General features: G+C 63.1%; 13 protein-coding genes. 6 read left to right on the top strand and 7 right to left on the bottom strand.

What is annotated here, in order from left to right:
• Positions 1–213 precede the first annotated feature (213 nt).
• From hemL to QF039_RS25310, 3 genes are read right to left on the bottom strand one after another with little or no spacing between them, the layout of a single operon-like run.
• Entirely contained in the window at positions 214–1,497 is a 1,284-nt protein-coding gene (gene hemL / locus QF039_RS25320; protein ID WP_307521281.1) for a glutamate-1-semialdehyde 2,1-aminomutase, read from the bottom strand.
• A gap of 17 nt (positions 1,498–1,514) precedes the next feature.
• Positions 1,515–2,138: a thiamine phosphate synthase gene (thiE, locus tag QF039_RS25315; protein ID WP_177020941.1), complete on the bottom strand. Its 624-nt coding sequence runs from the start codon at positions 2,136–2,138 to the stop codon at positions 1,515–1,517.
• Positions 2,139–2,156: 18 nt separating this feature from the next.
• Complete coding sequence (locus QF039_RS25310) at positions 2,157–2,954, bottom strand: hydroxymethylpyrimidine/phosphomethylpyrimidine kinase (RefSeq protein ID WP_177008849.1); 798 nt, start codon at positions 2,952–2,954, stop codon at positions 2,157–2,159.
• Between the two features lie 286 nt (positions 2,955–3,240).
• Between QF039_RS25310 and QF039_RS25305 the strand changes: the two genes are divergently transcribed.
• The 4 genes from QF039_RS25305 (at position 3,241) to QF039_RS25290 (ending at position 9,747) form a co-directional block, all read left to right on the top strand.
• The gene (locus tag QF039_RS25305; RefSeq protein ID WP_008436587.1) at positions 3,241–5,619 is read left to right on the top strand and encodes a hybrid sensor histidine kinase/response regulator; all 2,379 of its coding nucleotides are present in this window, start codon (positions 3,241–3,243) and stop codon (positions 5,617–5,619) included.
• 88 nt (positions 5,620–5,707) lie between these two features.
• Positions 5,708–7,360 carry an acyl-CoA dehydrogenase family protein gene (locus tag QF039_RS25300; RefSeq protein WP_307521278.1) on the top strand — a complete coding sequence of 551 codons (1,653 nt, stop codon included), beginning with the start codon at positions 5,708–5,710 and terminating at the stop codon, positions 7,358–7,360.
• 174 nt (positions 7,361–7,534) lie between these two features.
• Positions 7,535–9,034 (top strand): AMP nucleosidase, encoded by a 1,500-nt coding sequence (amn, locus tag QF039_RS25295; protein ID WP_172834544.1) that lies wholly within the window; start codon positions 7,535–7,537, stop codon positions 9,032–9,034.
• A 71-nt stretch (positions 9,035–9,105) separates the two neighbouring features.
• Positions 9,106–9,747, top strand: coding sequence for a pseudouridine synthase (locus QF039_RS25290; RefSeq protein ID WP_029616066.1), 642 nt, complete (start codon positions 9,106–9,108; stop codon positions 9,745–9,747).
• On the opposite strand, the gene QF039_RS25285 is transcribed toward QF039_RS25290, so the two are convergent.
• Together QF039_RS25285 and QF039_RS25280 are read right to left on the bottom strand one after the other, a co-directional pair.
• Entirely contained in the window at positions 9,742–9,951 is a 210-nt protein-coding gene (locus tag QF039_RS25285; RefSeq protein WP_026077819.1) for a DUF2788 domain-containing protein, read from the bottom strand. The two genes, QF039_RS25290 and QF039_RS25285, sit on opposite strands and share 6 nt — an antisense overlap.
• Positions 9,952–10,179: 228 nt before the next feature.
• Positions 10,180–10,659, bottom strand: coding sequence for an Lrp/AsnC family transcriptional regulator (locus tag QF039_RS25280; RefSeq protein WP_003194418.1), 480 nt, complete (start codon positions 10,657–10,659; stop codon positions 10,180–10,182).
• 414 nt (positions 10,660–11,073) lie between these two features.
• On the opposite strand from QF039_RS25280, the gene QF039_RS25275 reads away from it, so the two are divergent.
• Positions 11,074–12,201, top strand: coding sequence for a DUF6515 family protein (locus tag QF039_RS25275; protein WP_177020943.1), 1,128 nt, complete (start codon positions 11,074–11,076; stop codon positions 12,199–12,201).
• On the opposite strand, the gene QF039_RS25270 is transcribed toward QF039_RS25275, so the two are convergent.
• Together QF039_RS25270 and QF039_RS25265 are read right to left on the bottom strand one after the other, a co-directional pair.
• On the bottom strand, positions 12,198–13,091 hold the full coding sequence (locus QF039_RS25270; protein WP_008436590.1) for a cation diffusion facilitator family transporter: 894 nt from the start codon (positions 13,089–13,091) through the stop codon (positions 12,198–12,200). The genes QF039_RS25275 and QF039_RS25270 overlap by 4 nt on opposite strands.
• A gap of 15 nt (positions 13,092–13,106) precedes the next feature.
• Positions 13,107–13,526, bottom strand: a complete 420-nt coding sequence (locus QF039_RS25265) for a hypothetical protein (RefSeq protein WP_003215492.1) — start codon at positions 13,524–13,526, stop codon at positions 13,107–13,109.
• A 168-nt stretch (positions 13,527–13,694) separates the two neighbouring features.
• Here QF039_RS25265 and hrpB point away from each other — a divergent pair, with 168 nt between their 5' ends.
• Positions 13,695–16,202, top strand: coding sequence for an ATP-dependent helicase HrpB (gene hrpB / locus QF039_RS25260; RefSeq protein WP_307521272.1), 2,508 nt, complete (start codon positions 13,695–13,697; stop codon positions 16,200–16,202).
• Position 16,203: the final 1 nt, after the last annotated feature.

Here is a 16,203-nt window from a genome sequence, read left to right as displayed (position 1 = left end):
ACCTCTGACGGGGCGCGGGACCCACGGGGGGATCCAATAAGCGCGCATTATGAAATAAGCAGGCACCTGCTTACAAAGTCTTTACTCGTTTTTCTGCTGCGTGGGCAAGTTATCTGCCGGATTGCAGGTGAATTCTCGAAAAAAGACGGAAATGTCTGTAAGCAAAGTAGCAAATCTGACGCCGCCAGGGGCGGCGCCTGATTTTTGATCCGCTTATTTCAAGGCGGCGAAGGCGTGTTCGGCAGCATCGAGGGTCAGTTTCAGCTCGGCGTCGCCATGGGCGATCGAGGTGAAGCCGGCCTCAAAGGCGCTCGGTGCCAGGTACACGCCCCCTTCCAGCATCAGGTGGAAGAAGCGCTTGAACAGGTCGGCATCGCTGCCCATCACATCGTCGAAGGTGACGATGTCGTCGGCGCCGCTGAAGTACAGGCCGAACATGCCGCCCGCCTGGGTGGTCACGAACGGAATGCCGGCGGCATCGGCGCGCTGTTGCAGGCCGTCCAGCAGGCGAGTGGTGTAGTCGGTCAGCTCGGCGTGGAAGCCCGGGCGGCTGATCAGGCGCAGGGTGGTCAGGCCGGCGGCCATGGCCAGCGGGTTACCCGACAGGGTGCCTGCCTGGTACACCGGGCCCAGCGGCGCGATGTGTTGCATGATTTCGCGCTTGCCGCCGAAGCAGCCCACCGGCATGCCGCCGCCGATGATCTTGCCGAAGGTGCTCAGGTCCGGCGTGACGCCGTAGTAAGCCTGAGCGCCGCCGAGGGCAACGCGGAAGCCGGTCATCACTTCATCAAAAATCAGCACTACGCCGTGCTTGTCGCACTGTTCCCGCAGGCCTTCCAGGAAGCCCGGCGCCGGCGGCACGCAGTTCATGTTGCCGGCCACCGGCTCGACGATGATGCACGCCACTTCCTGGCCGACTTCGCTGAGCATCTGCTCGACGGCAGCGATGTCGTTGAACGGCAGGGTCAGGGTGTGTTTGGCGAACGCGGCCGGCACCCCGGCGGAGCTCGGTACGCCCTGGGTCAGTGCACCGGAACCGGCCTTGACCAGCAGGCTGTCGGAGTGGCCGTGGTAGCAGCCTTCGAACTTGATGATGCTGTCGCGGCCGGTAAACCCACGGGCCAGGCGAATCGCGCTCATGGTGGCTTCGGTGCCGGAGCTGACCATCCGCACCATCTCCATGGAGGGCACGATGGAGCACACCAGGTCAGCCATCTCGGTTTCCATGGCGGTCGGTGCGCCATAGGAAAGGCCGTGTTGCAGCTGCTGGCGCACCGCGTCCAGTACTTCCGGATGGCTGTGGCCGAGGATCATCGGGCCCCACGAACCCACGTAGTCGACGTAGCGCTTGTCATCTTCGTCGGTGACGTAGGCGCCTTCGGCATGCTTGAAGAACAGTGGGGTGCCGCCAACGCTCTTGAACGCTCGCACGGGAGAGTTCACACCGCCGGGGATGTGTTTCTGGGCATTGGCAAACAGGGTTTCGGAACGGGACATGATCGTGTTCTCTGAATTCAAGATTTTAGAAGATCGTTGAAAGCGCGGGCGCGGCGCGTGACTTCCTGGGTGCTGTCGGCACCAAACAGGCCGTGGACCACTGCCAGCAAGTCGGCACCGTGGGCCACCAGCGGCTCGGCGTTTTCCAGGGTGATGCCGCCGATCACGCAGATCGGCAGGTGCAACCGCGCGCGGGCCTGGGCCAGCAGTTCAACGGTGGCTGCCGGCGCGCCGGGCTTGGTGTTGGAATTGAAGAAGCGGCCGAAGGCGACATAACTGGCACCTTCGCGGGCAGCCTGCTCGGCCAGTTCGATCTGGCTGTGGCAGGTGGAGCCGATGATCGCCTTGGAACCGAGCAGCGCACGGGCCGGGGTCAGCGGGCCGTCGGTCTGGCCCAGATGCACGCCGACGCCGAGGCGTGCGGCCAGTTCGGCGTCATCGTTGATGATCAGTTGGGTCTTGTAGCGCGAGCACAGCTCTCGCAGTTTTTCGGCTTCCCGCAGGCGGCGCGCTTCGTCGCTGCTTTTATCGCGGTATTGCAGCAGGGTCACGCCACCGTCCAACGCCGCTTCGACGTAGGCCAGGAACTTGCCGGCCAACAGTTGGCTGTCGGTAATGGCATAAAGGCCACGTAGTTTCATCGGGCAGGCCTCTTGGTGTTACGAGCAGAAATCCAACGGCAGACGACGAGGCACGAATTGCCCCTGGCCGAGTTGTTCAGCGTCACGCAGGGTGCGCCAAGTGTAGTTGAGGGCCGATTGCACCGCGCTGACCAACCCTTCGCCTTGTGCCAACCGACCGGCCAGCGCGCTGGCCAGGGTGCAGCCCGAACCGTGGTAACTGCCGGGCAGTCGCTGGCAGGTAAAGGTCTGGTGCGTGCCGTCGCGGCTGTAGAGGCGGTTGTGCACTTCGTGCTCGTCGCCATGGCCGCCGGTGATCAGCAGGTGCTTGATGAACGGCAGCAGTTTCGCTGCGCATTCGTCCGCCGTGCCCTCGGGCAATTCGGCGAGGATGCGTGCTTCAGGCAGGTTGGGGGTGGCGATCATCGACAGCGGCAACAGCCGCTCGCGCATGGCGTAGCCGACCTCGTCCTTGCCCAGGCTGCCGCCGCCGCCGGCACGCAGCACCGGGTCGCAGACCACCGGCAAATGCGGGTGCGCCTTGAGCAGTTCGACCACGGTGTCGACCATCTCCAGGGAACCGAGCATGCCCAGTTTCACCGCGGCCACTTCGGAGTCACCGAGCACGGCGTTGGCCTGGGCCAGCACCCACTCGCGATCCAGCACGCGGAAATCGCTGACGTTGACGGTGTTCTGCACAGTCAGCGCGGTGACGGCCGGGGCCGCATGACAGCCCTGGGCGAGCAGGGCTTCGATATCTGCCTGCAAGCCGGCGCCACCACTGGGATCATGGCCGGAGAGACAGAGGACAACGGGGCGAGAGCTGTAGATATTCATGGTGCGCGAGCTTACCACCAAACGCTTTTTGGGTGGCTGTCGGGCGATGGTTGAATTTTTAGCGGAGGGGAAGGTGGAAATGGCTGTTTGCTATCATCTTGAAATACAGGTCAAATGCCCTGTAATGCCCGCTCTAGAGCCTTTCAAAAAATTATTTCAATGGTGTCTTTTGGCCTGTAATGGCTATGCTAGAGTGGATTCAAACCAATAACTGTATCGCCGGTTTACGTCTGCTCAAAAGGAATGGAGGCTTTTGACATAACCGGACAGGTCACGCTGGGGCTCTATGCGCTATTTGCTGATGTTACTGTTGACCGGGCTGCCGATGCTGGCCGGCGCAGTCGAGTTCAACGAGACCACCACGCGGTTGCCCCTGGGCCAAGTGATGCAAGTCCTTGAGGACCCCAGTGGCGCCCTGACCATTGGCGATATCAGCTCGCCGGTCCTCGCCAGTCGTTTCAAGACCCACGACAAAGCCACATTGAATGCCGGCTATTCGCGCTCGGTGTTCTGGCTCAAGGTCGATTTGCATTACCGCGCACAGCGCCCGGATGCCCCGCGCCGCTGGCTGCTGGAACTGGCTTACCCGCCGCTGAACCAACTGGAGCTGTACGAGCCTGACAGTGTCGGCAACTATCGACTGGTGTCGCGCACCGGCAGCATCCTGCCGTTTTCCAGCCGCGAAATCCGCCAGAGCAACTACCTGTTCAAGCTCGACTTCGTCCCTGGCCAGCAGGAAACCCTGTACCTGCGCCTGCAAAGCCAGGGCTCGATCCAGGCACCGCTGACCCTCTGGTCCACCACCGCGTACCTCGAAGAACAGCCATTGCGCCTGTACGTGCTGGGTGTGATCTACGGCGTGTTGCTCGGCATGCTGATCTACAACCTGTTCATCTACCTGAGCGTGCGCGACACCAGCTACCTCTATTACATCCTCTATATCGCCTCGTTCGGCCTGTATCAGCTGTCGGTGAACGGCGTGGCCGTGCAGTATTTCTGGCCGAATAACCCGTGGTGGGCGAACGCGGCGGTGCCCTTCCTGATCGGTTCGGCGGCGCTGTTCGGCAGCCTCTTTGCCCGCAGTTTCCTGCACACCGCGCTTTACAGTCGCTGGATCAACCGGCTGTTGCTGGCCCTGGCGGTCAGCGGCGGGGTGGTGATGGTGCTGGCATTGTTCACCAGTTATGCGCTGGCGCTACGCCTGGCCACCGCCCTGGCGCTGGTCTTTACCGTGACCATCTTCGTCGCGGCCATCAAGGCCTGGTATTGCGGCCAGCGCATGGCGCGATACTTCATCATCGCCTGGACCGCGTTCCTGCTGGGCGGTGTAGTCAATACGATGATGGTGCTGGGCTACCTGCCCAATGTGTTCCTCACGATGTACGCCAGCCAGATCGGCTCGGCACTGGAAGTGGCCTTGCTGTCCCTGGCGCTGGCCGACCGGATCAATTCGATGCGCGAGCAACAGGCGCAAATCCTGTTCGACGCCAGCCAGAAACTCGAAGTGCTCAACACGCAACTGGCCCACAGCAACCAGCTCAAGGATGAATTCCTCGCCACCTTGACCCACGAGCTGCGCACGCCGATGAACGGTGTGATCGGCTCCCTGGAATTGATGCAGACCGAGCCGCTGCCAGGCGACCTCGCGCAGTACCATCAAACCGCCTCCGGTGCGGCCCGCGAGATGATGCGCATGGTCAACGGCATCCTCACCCTCACCGAATTGCAGGCCGGGCGCCTCAGCCCGCAACCCCAAGTGTTCAGCCTGCGTGGGCTGCTCGACACCTTGCGCCAGCAGTTCGCGGCCAGCGCCCAGAACAAGGGGTTGGCGTTCTCCATTGATCTGGCAGAAGACCTGCCGGACCGCATCAACGGTGATCCCGGCAAGCTGGCGCAATGCCTGGATTGCCTGTTGGACAATGCCTTCAAGTTCACCCACGAGGGTTCGGTGCGTGTGCGGGTGGTCGGTGTGCCCCAGGCGGACGGAACGCTGCGCCTGACCTTCATTGTCACTGACACCGGCATCGGCTTCGCCTACCTCGATGAGGCGACCCTGTATCAGCGCTTCTTCCAGCTCGATGGCTCGACCACTCGCCAATACGGCGGCATGGGCATCGGCCTGGCGATCTGCCGGCAATTGATCGAGTTGCTCGGTGGGCGCCTCACCCACAATTCCGAGCCGCGGCGCGGCAGTCGCTTCCAGCTGGAGCTTGCGGTCAGCCCCGTCCAGCCAGAACCGGCTGCCGTGCGGCGAGTACCGCAAGCGCAACGCACGCCGCAGGAGTGCACGGTGCTGCTGGTGGACGACAACAGCGTGGCGCAACTGGTGGTGCGCGGCATGTTGCTCAAGCTCGGTTATCGGGTGAAAACCGTCGACAATGGGCCGGCCGCCCTGGCGTTGCTGCAGAGTCAAACCTTCGACGCAGTGTTGCTGGATGTGCCCGAGGGCGGCTTTTCGCTGTGCTGCCAGATCCGTGCGTTGCCCGGCTGTGGTGAGCTGCCGGTGATCGCCTTGAGCACCTCGTTACAAGCCCCGGAACGCGAGCGCTGCCACGGCGTGGGTATCACCGACCGAGTGGCCAAGCCGGTACGTTTCGAGGCCCTGCAACGGGTGCTGCAACTGCGGTTGTTGCATATGGTTGAGGGTGAAAGCGCCGCCAATTAGGCGTTTATGCCACTTTTTTAACCCGGGTGACGGTGCTTAACTGAAATTCAGGCCTCAATGAACGTGGCCTTTTTTCAGGAGGCCCGTCATGCACCTGCACCAGTTCGCCGAAACCCACGACGTCACCAACCAGCCACCGTCCCTGGACGGCACCAATCTGTACCGTATCGACTTGCCTCTGCAAGACTGGTCCCGGCGCTTCGGCGCCGGCTGGGCCGAGCAGCGCATCGACACCTATGGTGCGCTGGCGGGCGGGCCGCTGATGGAAGCCGGGTTCCTGGCCAATCAGAACAAACCGGTGTTCAACAGCCATGACCGGTTTGGCCATCGCATTGACCTGGTGGAGTTTCATCCGGCCTACCACGAGCTGATGCGCACCGCCGTCGAACACGGCCTGCCGTCGTTGCCGTGGGCCCATCCGCAATCCGGCGCCCATGTGGCCCGCGCGGCGATGACCTACCTGCACAGCCAGGCCGAAGCCGGTACCGGCTGCCCGCTGACCATGACGTTCGCCTGCGTCCCGGCCCTGCGCCTGCAGCCAGACCTGGCTGAAACCTGGCTGCCGAAAATCCTCGCCACCGAATACGACCCGCGCAACGTCGGCATCGCCCACAAGGCCGGCGCCACCATCGGCATGGCCATGACCGAGAAACAGGGTGGCACCGACGTGCGCGCCAACACCACCCGCGCTTACCCGGTGGGCGCCGGCGGCCCGGGCCAGGCGTATGAGCTGGTGGGGCACAAGTGGTTCTGCTCCGCGCCGATGTGCGATGGCTTCCTCACCCTGGCCCAGACCGACAAGGGCCTGACCTGTTTCCTGCTGCCCCGGCACCGCCCGGATGACACCCGCAACGAGTTCTACATCCAGCGCCTGAAAAACAAGCTCGGCAACTGCTCCAACGCTTCCAGCGAAGTGGAGTTTCGTGGCGCGCTGGCCTGGATGATCGGCGAAGAAGGGCGCGGCGTACCGACCATCATCGAGATGGTGGCGATGACCCGCTTCGATTGCATGGTCGGCTCCAGCGCCCTGATGCGCCAGGCGCTGACCCAGGCCAGCCATCATTGCGCTCACCGCCTGGTAGGTGGCCGGGTGCTCAGCGAGCAACCGTTGATGCAGAACGTACTGGCCGACCTGGCCCTGGAAAGCGAGGCGTCCCTGGCCTTGAGCATGCGTATGGGGCGCGCGCTGGACCATCTGGATAACGAACAGGAAGCCAAATTCGCCCGGCTGGTGACGGCGGTGGGCAAGTACTGGATCTGCAAGCGCGCGCCCGCGATGATCAACGAAGCCGCCGAGTGCATGGGCGGTGCGGGGTATGTCGAGGACAGTATCCTGCCGCGCTTGTACCGTGAGGCGCCGGTCAACTCGACGTGGGAAGGTTCCGGCAATGTGCAGTGCCTGGATGTGCTGCGGGCCTTGTCGAAAGAACCGGGCGTGCTGGAAGCGCTGTTTGTCGAGCTGGGGGATGGCCACGGTCACAAGCACCTGGCGCGGCACATCGAGCAGTTGAAGTCGGCCTTTATGGACACCCAGGACATCCAGTACCGTGCCCGACAACTGACCGAGGACATCGCGGTGACGTTGCAGGCCAAGCTGCTGCTGGAGGCGGGCAATGCCAGTGTGAGTGATGGCTTTATCGCCAGCCGACTGGGTGAGTCGTCGGGCCGGGTCTATGGCACCTTGCCGCGGGGTGTGAATGTGGAAGCGATTGTCGCGCGCTCGACACCTCCTTTTTCCTGAACAAACACGGTCAAAATGTGGGAGCGGGCTTGCTCGCGAAGGCGGTGGATCAGCCAATACATGTGCTGACTGACCTACCGCTTTCGCGAGCAAGTCGAATCGTCGCACCGCCGCTCCCACATTATTGATCGCATTCCAATTCCGGTGTTCCAGTGCGCCAGGGATACAGGCAAGATGAAGGCCTGCAAGTCAGAACACAGGATGCTTACCGTGACCGAAGCTTTTGTTGTCGTTCAAACCGCCGAAGAAGCCGTGGATCGGCTGGCGGCTCTCCATGAGCGTGCCACTGGCGCGCTCAATCAAGCCCTCAAGCGCTACCTCAAAGACCGCGTCGAACCCGACGCCGAACAACGTGCGATGTTTCGCTACCCGGAACTGCGCCTGACCTACCTGGTGCAGGGCGAAGTCCCACAGACCACCCGGGCGTATGCCAAGGTTCAGTTGCCGGGGACCTACAGCGTCACCGTCACCCATCCGTCGGCCTTCCGCAAATACCTGCTGGAGCAACTGGTGCCGTTGATGCACGACTTCACCGTGACGGTGGAAGTGGGCGTCAGCCAGCAGAACATTCCCTACCCGTACGTGGTGGAGCAGGGTGACGAACTGGCCGGCTCCGGTGTAACTGCCGCCACGCTGGCGCGGGTGTTCCCGAGTACCGACCTGTCTGCCGCCACCGATGGCATCGCCGACGGCCTGTACGACTGGGAAAACACCGACCCGCTGCCATTGGCATTGTTCGATGCCGCCCGCGTCGACTTCTCCCTGCGCCGCCTGGTGCACTACACCGGCAGCGACTGGCGCCATGTGCAGCCGTGGATTTTGCTGACCAACTACCACCGCTACGTTGACCAGTTCATCGTGCATGGCCTGGAACAGTTGCGCAGCGACCCGCGCTTTATCCGCATGGTGCTGCCGGGCAATGTGATCATCGACAAGAGCATGGACCACGGCGAAGCGTCTGCCATTGCTGCCGGCGTGGTCTGGCACCGTTATCAGATGCCGGCCTACCACTTGCAGGCGAGCGACGGCCATGGTGTGACCCTGGTGAACATCGGCGTCGGCCCGTCCAATGCCAAGAACATCACCGACCACCTCGCCGTATTGCGTCCGCATTGCTGGCTGATGATTGGTCACTGCGGCGGGCTGCGCCAATCCCAGACCATCGGTGACTACGTGCTGGCTCACGCCTACATGCGTCGCGACGGGATTCTCGACCGGGTAGTGCCGCCGAACATTCCGATCCCGGCCCTGGCCGAAGTGCAGATGGCCCTGCAGCAAGCCGCGGCCAACGTCACCGGCGAGAAAGGCGAAGAGCTGAAAAAGCGCCTGCGCACCGGCACCGTGCTGACCTACGACGACCGCAACTGGGAGCTGCGCTGGGCCCAGGAACGGCCGCTGATCAACCTGTCCCGCGCCGTGGCCGTGGACATGGAAAGCGGCACCATCGCCGCCCAGGGCTACCGCCTGCGGGTGCCGTACGGCACGTTGTTATGTGTGTCGGATAAACCGCTGCACAGTGAGATCAAGCTGCCGGGATCGGCCAACGCGTTCTACGAGCGTGCGGTCAGCCAGCACTTGAAGATCGGCATCGAGGCGGTGGATCTGTTGCGCACCGAACTCAACTCGTTGCACTCGCGCAAACTGCGCAGCTTCGACGAGCCGCCGTTCCGCTAAACGGTTGGGATGGTTATTTAACGGTCAGGCCACTAGCATTGTCGGTCCTGACCGTTAGATGTTTCTTTGCCATGTCCCGTCCTGCCCGTCCTGTTTCCCGCCGCCCTGGTGTGAAAAGTCCGCAAACTTCGTCAGCCCCGCGTCGTGTCGCCAAGGCGCCACCGGCCGAGCCCAAGTTGATCCTGTTCAATAAACCCTTCGATGTGCTGACCCAGTTCAGCGATGAAGGCGGGCGGGCGACCCTCAAGGATTTCATCGACATCCCCGGCATTTACCCGGCCGGGCGCCTGGACCGTGACAGTGAAGGCCTGTTGCTGCTGACCAACGACGGCCAATTGCAGGCGCGCATCGCGGACCCCAAGCACAAATTAGCCAAAACCTATTGGGTGCAGGTGGAAGGCGAGCCGACCGAGGAACAGCTGCAACGCCTGCGCGACGGCGTGGAACTCAACGACGGCATGACCCTGCCCGCCGAAGCCCGGCAACTGGACGAGCCGCAGTTGTGGCCGCGCAATCCGCCGGTGCGGTTTCGCAAAAGCGTGCCGACCCATTGGCTGGAGTTGGTGATTCGTGAAGGGCGTAACCGCCAGGTGCGGCGCATGACGGCCGCCGTAGGCTTGCCGACGTTGCGTCTGGTGCGGGTGCGGATTGGTGACTGGTCGATCGACGGCCTGGACCAAGGCCAATGGAAAGAAGTGCCGGCGCGCTTATAAGGCGCCGGACTCGATCAGGCCGATCACCACGCTTTTGATGATGAACGCGGCAACGCCCAGGCCCAGCACGAAGAACAGGATCATCGAGCCAAAGCGCCCGGCCTTGGATTTCTTCGCCAGGTCCCAGACGATAAAGCCCATGAAAATGATCAGGATGCTGACCAGGCCGGTCATCATCCATTCTTCAAACACGGCGGGATCAATCGAGTTCATCGGGTCGTTTCCGGCTGGGGCAGGGCGCCGATTATACGCCAGGGCAATCGGCGCGACATTGACCTGCGTCGGTCTGCCGCAGACTTACCACCCTGCGGGAACACAGTCAAAATGTGGGAGCGGGCTTGCTCGCGAATGCGGTGGATCAGTCAGCATATTCGGTGCCTGACACACCGCCTTCGCGAGCAAGCCCGCTCCCACATTTGTTGCGCGCTGGTCTTAAGTGCGCAGGTGGGTCAGCGGCAGCTCGGTGCTGTTGAGCACCTGGTTCAGCACAAAGCTTGAACGCACGCTGGTGACGCCTTCGATGCGGGTCAGGTGGCCCAGCAGCAGCTTCTGGTAGTGATCCATGTCTGGCACCACCACTTTCAGCTGATAGTCGGCGTCCATCCCGGTCACCAGGCTGCACTCGAGTACTTGCGGCAAGGTGCGGATGGCCGCTTCGAAGTTCTCGAAACGTTCGGGGGTGTGTCGGTCCATGCCGATCAGCACGTAGGCCGTGAGACTCAGGCCGAGCATCTTGCGGTCGAGCAAGGCGACCTGGCGGGCGATGTAGCCGTCGTCTTCGAGTTGCTTGACCCGGCGTGAGCACGGCGAAGGCGACAGGCCGATGCGCTCGGCCAACTCCTGGTTGGAGATCCTCGCGTCGCGCTGCAATTCCGCCAAAATACTCAGGTCGTATCGGTCAAGTTTGCTCATGGGGCTGGCCTTTGTCGTAACTATTGCGGTGAATTATCTATCCAGGGTTAAAAATTGCGCAAGCACTGATTATTGACGCAATCTTCGCAATCATCTGCCCGAGGCCGAGGCGTAGAGTTATCAACAGAATCACTGCCCGGACATACAGTCCACTGCAGCCCGCCAATAAGGCCGGCTGCGGCCGCCAACCCCACAGGGTTGCCCCGGCCCCCGGGCTGCACACTGTCCACAAGACGGCGTGAGGTGAGCCAACGTCAAAAGCGTTGAGCCAGGACGAAGTTCTCAAGGGGCGACCGACGGGTCGCCCCTTTTTATTGCCTGCGAAAATACTTCTCGTGACTGATAACCTCTCGCAGAACCGGGCCCCGGTTTTCCAGTCTTACGTGTAGGCCCTAATCCGCAGTGAGGAATAGCATGAAGCGCATCTGGCGTTTGGCAGGTGTTGGTTTGCTGATGATGAGCGTTGGTGCGCAAGTGATGGCCGACGACCCGCCACGCCAGGAAGGCGGTGGTCAGCATGAAAGAGGCCCGGAAGGGCATCCAGGCAATAATCAGCCTCGGCCGCAGAACAACCAACCGCGACCACAAAATAGTCAACCGCGCCCTGTAGCCCCTCGGCCCGAGAACAATCAGCCGCGTCCGCAGAATCAGCATTTCGAAAACAATCAGCCACGGCCGCAGAACCAGAACATTGAGCGCCCGAACGGAGGTGGCCAGTGGCAAGGTCGCCCGCAAGGCAACCAGCAGCAACCTCCGCACCCGGCGCCGCAGCCGGCCAATAACCTGCCGATCCAGGGTCGCCCGGATACCGTGCGCCAGACCCAGGAACCGCGTCAGGGCAATTACCAGGACATCCCGCGTCGCAACGACGGCAACCAGCATTGGCAGGCCGGCAATGGCGGCCAGGGTGGCCCGGGCCGGCCCGGCTTCAACGGGGGTAACGGCGGTGGCAATAACCACCCCAACGATCACCGCTGGCCAGGCCGCCCCGACGGGCACGGCAATGGCTGGGGCCCAGGCCCGCAATACCGTCCGGGTTACATCGTCGACCGCTTCCCCGACCGCAATTACCGCGTGCCGTATCGCGGGCAGGACTACTTCTTCTCGGGTGGCTACTGGTATCGCCCACAAGGCCCGCGCTATGTCGTCGTGACGCCGCCTTACGGGATTCGCGTGCAATACCTGCCCGACTACGCGCGGGAAGTGTGGGTGGGCAGTGCGCTGTTCTTCCTCGCCGCCGGTGCCTATTACACCTACGAAGAAAGCAGCCAGCAGTACGTTGTGGTGCAGCCGCCACCCGCCGCGCCAGCGCCGCAACCCGTGCCCCAGGGCAATGGTTATGACGTGGTGGCTTACCCGGCCAACGGCCAGTCACCGGCGCAGGTCCAGCAGGATGGTTACGACTGCTATCGCTGGGCGGTGCAACAAAGTGGCTTTGACCCAAGGACCGTCACCTACGCCCCCGACCCGGCCGTGGTGCAAACCTACCGCCAGGCCCAGGGCAACTGCCTGAGCAGTCGCGGGTATCAGGTGCAGTACTAGGCCTTCGCGCCCTTGACCACTTCCTGCGGGTCGGCGTGCACCAGCACTTCGGCTCGCGGGTAGGCTTTGTGGATGGCATCGGCGGCCTGGTCGCTGATGCCGTGGGCCACGGACAAACTCAATTCCCCCGGTAACTCCAGGTGCAACTGCACGAACCAGTGGCTGCCGGAAATCCGCGTGCGCAGGTCATGGGCACCCAATACACCGGGCACGCTGCACGCCAGTTCCAGCATGTGCTGGCTGACATCCGGCGGCAGTTCCTCGTCCATCAGCACCGAAAAACTTTCCCGGGCGATCTGGATGGCGCTCCACAAAATGTAGGCCGCGATGCCCAGCCCGAACCAGGCGTCCACCTGATGAAAACCAAACGCCGCCAGCACCAGCGCCACCAGGATGCTGCCGTTGAGCATCATGTCTGAGCGATAGTGCAGCGAGTCGGCGCGGATGGCGTTGGAGCCGGTTTCGCGGATCACCCGGTATTGCAGGATCAGCAGCGCCGCCGTCAACGCCAGGGACAGAACGATCACGCCAATACTCAGCCATGGCGCGCCCACAGGTTCCGGATGCTGCAAACGCTGGAACGCCTGGAAGGCGATCAACACCGCACTGCCGGCGATGAACAACGCCTGGGCCATGCCCGACAGGGATTCCGCCTTGCCATGGCCATAACGATGATCGTCATCCGCCGGGCGCAACGCATAGTGCACGGCCAGCAAGTTGAGCAGCGAGGTGACGCCGTCGAGCAGCGAGTCGGTCAACCCGGCGAGCATGCTCACCGAGCCGCTGAGCCACCAGGCGATGGCCTTGGTCACAATCAGCACACAGGCCACGCCGACGGAAGCGCGGGTGGCCAGGCGCAACAGCCGGGCGTGTTCGGGACTGGTGGTCATGGGGCGGGTCAGTCCTTAAGCGGCGGGTTGCAGGCCCAGGGTGGCGAGTTGTTGCACGCTGCCCTTGAACTGGATCATGCGCGGGTCGTCCAGCGGCAGATTGCGCCCGGTTTCTTTCTGGATGATGGTTTGCAGCTTGGCGTTATCGACCTTGCCGTCGGCGCCGATGGCTTGCTGGAGTTTTTCCGGGGCTACCTGGGCGGTTTTGCCCGGCTCGAAGTAGATCGCGCCGGTGGCGAAGTCGACACCAAAGGCGATCAGGCCCGGGATCACGTAGAACAGCAGGCCGACCGCATCGAGCACGGCAATCGCCGGGTCGATCTTGCCGTCGATCTGGCCCCGGCGGTCGGGGTAGAAAATCGAGCCGCAGGCCGTCAACTGGCTCAGCAGGGTGACGGCCAGAACACCGCCGATGACACGGGAAGCAACACGCATGGGACTCTCCTTGAACATAATGAAAGTGACTATAAGCCAGTCTACAAGGCGACGATGATCAAGTGTGGGAGCTGGCCGCATTCCAGTCAGTACGGGGCCGTGTCGTTGAGACCACCACCGACACCCGGCAGTTCGCCGTTATACTCGCCGCTCTGCTTTGGAGCCAGTATGAATTCGTTGCCAATCGATGATGTTTTACCCGCCCTGCGTGACGCCCTGGCGACGCGCCATGAAGCCGTGCTCGAAGCACCGCCCGGCGCCGGTAAAACCACACGGGTGCCATTGGCGCTGTTGAATGAACCCTGGCTGGCCGGGCAAACCATCTTGATGCTCGAACCCCGGCGCCTCGCCGCCCGCGCCGCGGCAGAAAGGCTGGCCAGCGAACTGGGGGAAAAGGTCGGCGAAACCGTCGGCTACCGCATTCGCCTCGACAGTAAGGTCGGCCCCAACACCCGCATCGAAGTGGTCACCGAAGGCATCCTCACTCGGCGCCTGCAGGATGACCCGGCACTCGACGGCGTGGGTTTGTTGATCTTCGACGAGTTCCACGAACGCAGCCTGGACGCCGATCTGGCGCTGGCCCTTAGTCTTAATGGTCGAGACCTGTTTCGCGACGAGCAGCCACTGAAGATCCTGCTGATGTCCGCCACCCTGGAAGGCGAACGCCTGGCCGGCTTGCTGGACGACGCGCCGATCCTGCGCAGCGAAGGGCGCATGTACCCGGTGCAGATGCGCTGGGGCCGGCCATTCCAGCCCGGCGAATTTATCGAGCCACGGTTGGTGCAGACCATCCTTGAAGCCCTGCATGATGAAACCGGCAGCGTGCTGGTGTTCCTGCCGGGGCAGGCCGAGATTCGTCGGGTTAATCAGCAATTGGCTGACGCGCTGGGCGATAACCCCGAGGTGCTGCTATGCCCGCTGCACGGCGAACTGGACCTGGCCGCCCAGCGCGCCGCCATCGACCCGGCGCCCGCCGGCAAGCGCAAAGTGGTGCTGGCCACCAACATTGCCGAGACCAGCCTGACCATCAACGGCGTGCGCGTGGTGATCGACGCCGGGCTGGCGCGGGTCCCGCGTTTCGACCCGGGCAGCGGCATGACCCGTCTCGACACCCAGCGCATCTCCCGCGCCAGCGCCACCCAGCGTGCCGGCCGGGCAGGGCGCCTGGAGCCGGGGGTGTGTTATCGGTTGTGGTCCGAAGACCAACATGAAGGGCTGGCGGCGTATTCCAGTGCGGAAATTCTCTCGGCGGATCTTTCCGGTTTGGCCCTGCAATTGGGCCGCTGGGGCGTGGCGCCTACTCAGTTGGTATGGCTCGACGTTCCGCCCACCGCGGCTTATGCACAGGCCCAGGATTTGCTCGAGCGCCTCGGAGCGTTGAGCGATACCAAGCTGACCGCCCACGGCCAGACAATGGCCGGGTTGCCGGCGCACCCGCGAATCGCTCATTTGCTGCTGCGTGGTCAGGATCTGGGCCTGGCGAGCATGGCCTGTGACGTGGCGGCACTGTTGGGTGAGCGCGATATCCTGCGTGGTGCCGGTGCGGATTTGCACAGCCGCCTGGCCCTGTTATCCGGTGAAGAAAAGGCCCGTGGCACCCAGGGCGGTGTGCAGCGTGCCCGCCAACTGGCGCGGCAATACCGTGGCTATTTAAGAGGCAAGGCAGAGCAGCCGGTGGCTGATCCCGATCATCCGCGCTGGCTCGGCGCGTTGCTGGCGCTGGCCTACCCGGACCGCGTCGCCCAGCAACGGCGGGCGGGCGGTGCCGAATACCGCCTCGCCAACGGCCGTGCCGCGTTGTTCGCCGAAGCCGACAGCCTGATGAAGCAACCCTGGCTGGTGATCGCCGATCTGGGCAGCCGCCAGGGCCAGCGTGAAGAACGGATTTACCTCGCGGCGGATTTTGATCCGGCGCTGTTCGACTCGGTGTTGGCCGAGCAGGTGCGTAATGTCGACCAGCTTGACTGGGATGAGCGCGAGGGCGTGCTGCGGGCCGAACGCCAGCGCAAGGTCGGCGAACTGGTGCTCAGCCGCGAACCGCTGACCGGCCTCGACGAGTCCGCCCGCAGCCAGGCGCTGGTCAACCTGGTGCGGCGCAAAGGCCTCGAACTGTTGCCCTGGACCCCGGAGCTGCGCCAATGGCAGGCGCGGGTGATGCTGCTGCGTGGTCTGGATAGCGGCAAGGCCAGTGAATGGCCGGATGTCAGCGACAGCGCTTTGCTTGCCAGCCTGGAACACTGGTTGATGCCGTACCTGGGCAAGGTGTCGCGCCTGAGCCATTTCGCCAGTCTGGATATTTCCAGCTTCCTGCATAACCTGCTGCCGTGGCCGTTGCCTGCGCGGTTGGACGAGCTGGCGCCGCACCATCTGAAGGTGCCGTCGGGCTCGTCGGTGCGGCTGGACTACAGCGAGCAGCCGCCGATTCTGGCGGTGCGCTTGCAGGAATTGTTCGGGCTGGCGGATACGCCGCGGATCGCCGGCGGGCGGCAGGTGGTCAAGCTGCACCTGTTGTCGCCGGCCAGACGGCCCGTGCAGGTGACGCAGGACCTGGCGAACTTCTGGCGCAGTACTTACGCCGAGGTGAAGAAGGATTTGAAGGGGCGGTATCCGAAGCATTACTGGCCGGATGATCCGTTGATTGCTGAACCGACTGCCCGGATCAAGCCGAGAAAGTAAG

It is taken from the genome of Pseudomonas sp. W2I6 (assembly GCF_030815935.1).
Classification (GTDB): domain Bacteria; phylum Pseudomonadota; class Gammaproteobacteria; order Pseudomonadales; family Pseudomonadaceae; genus Aquipseudomonas.
This window is presented reverse-complemented; position numbering and strand designations above follow the sequence as displayed.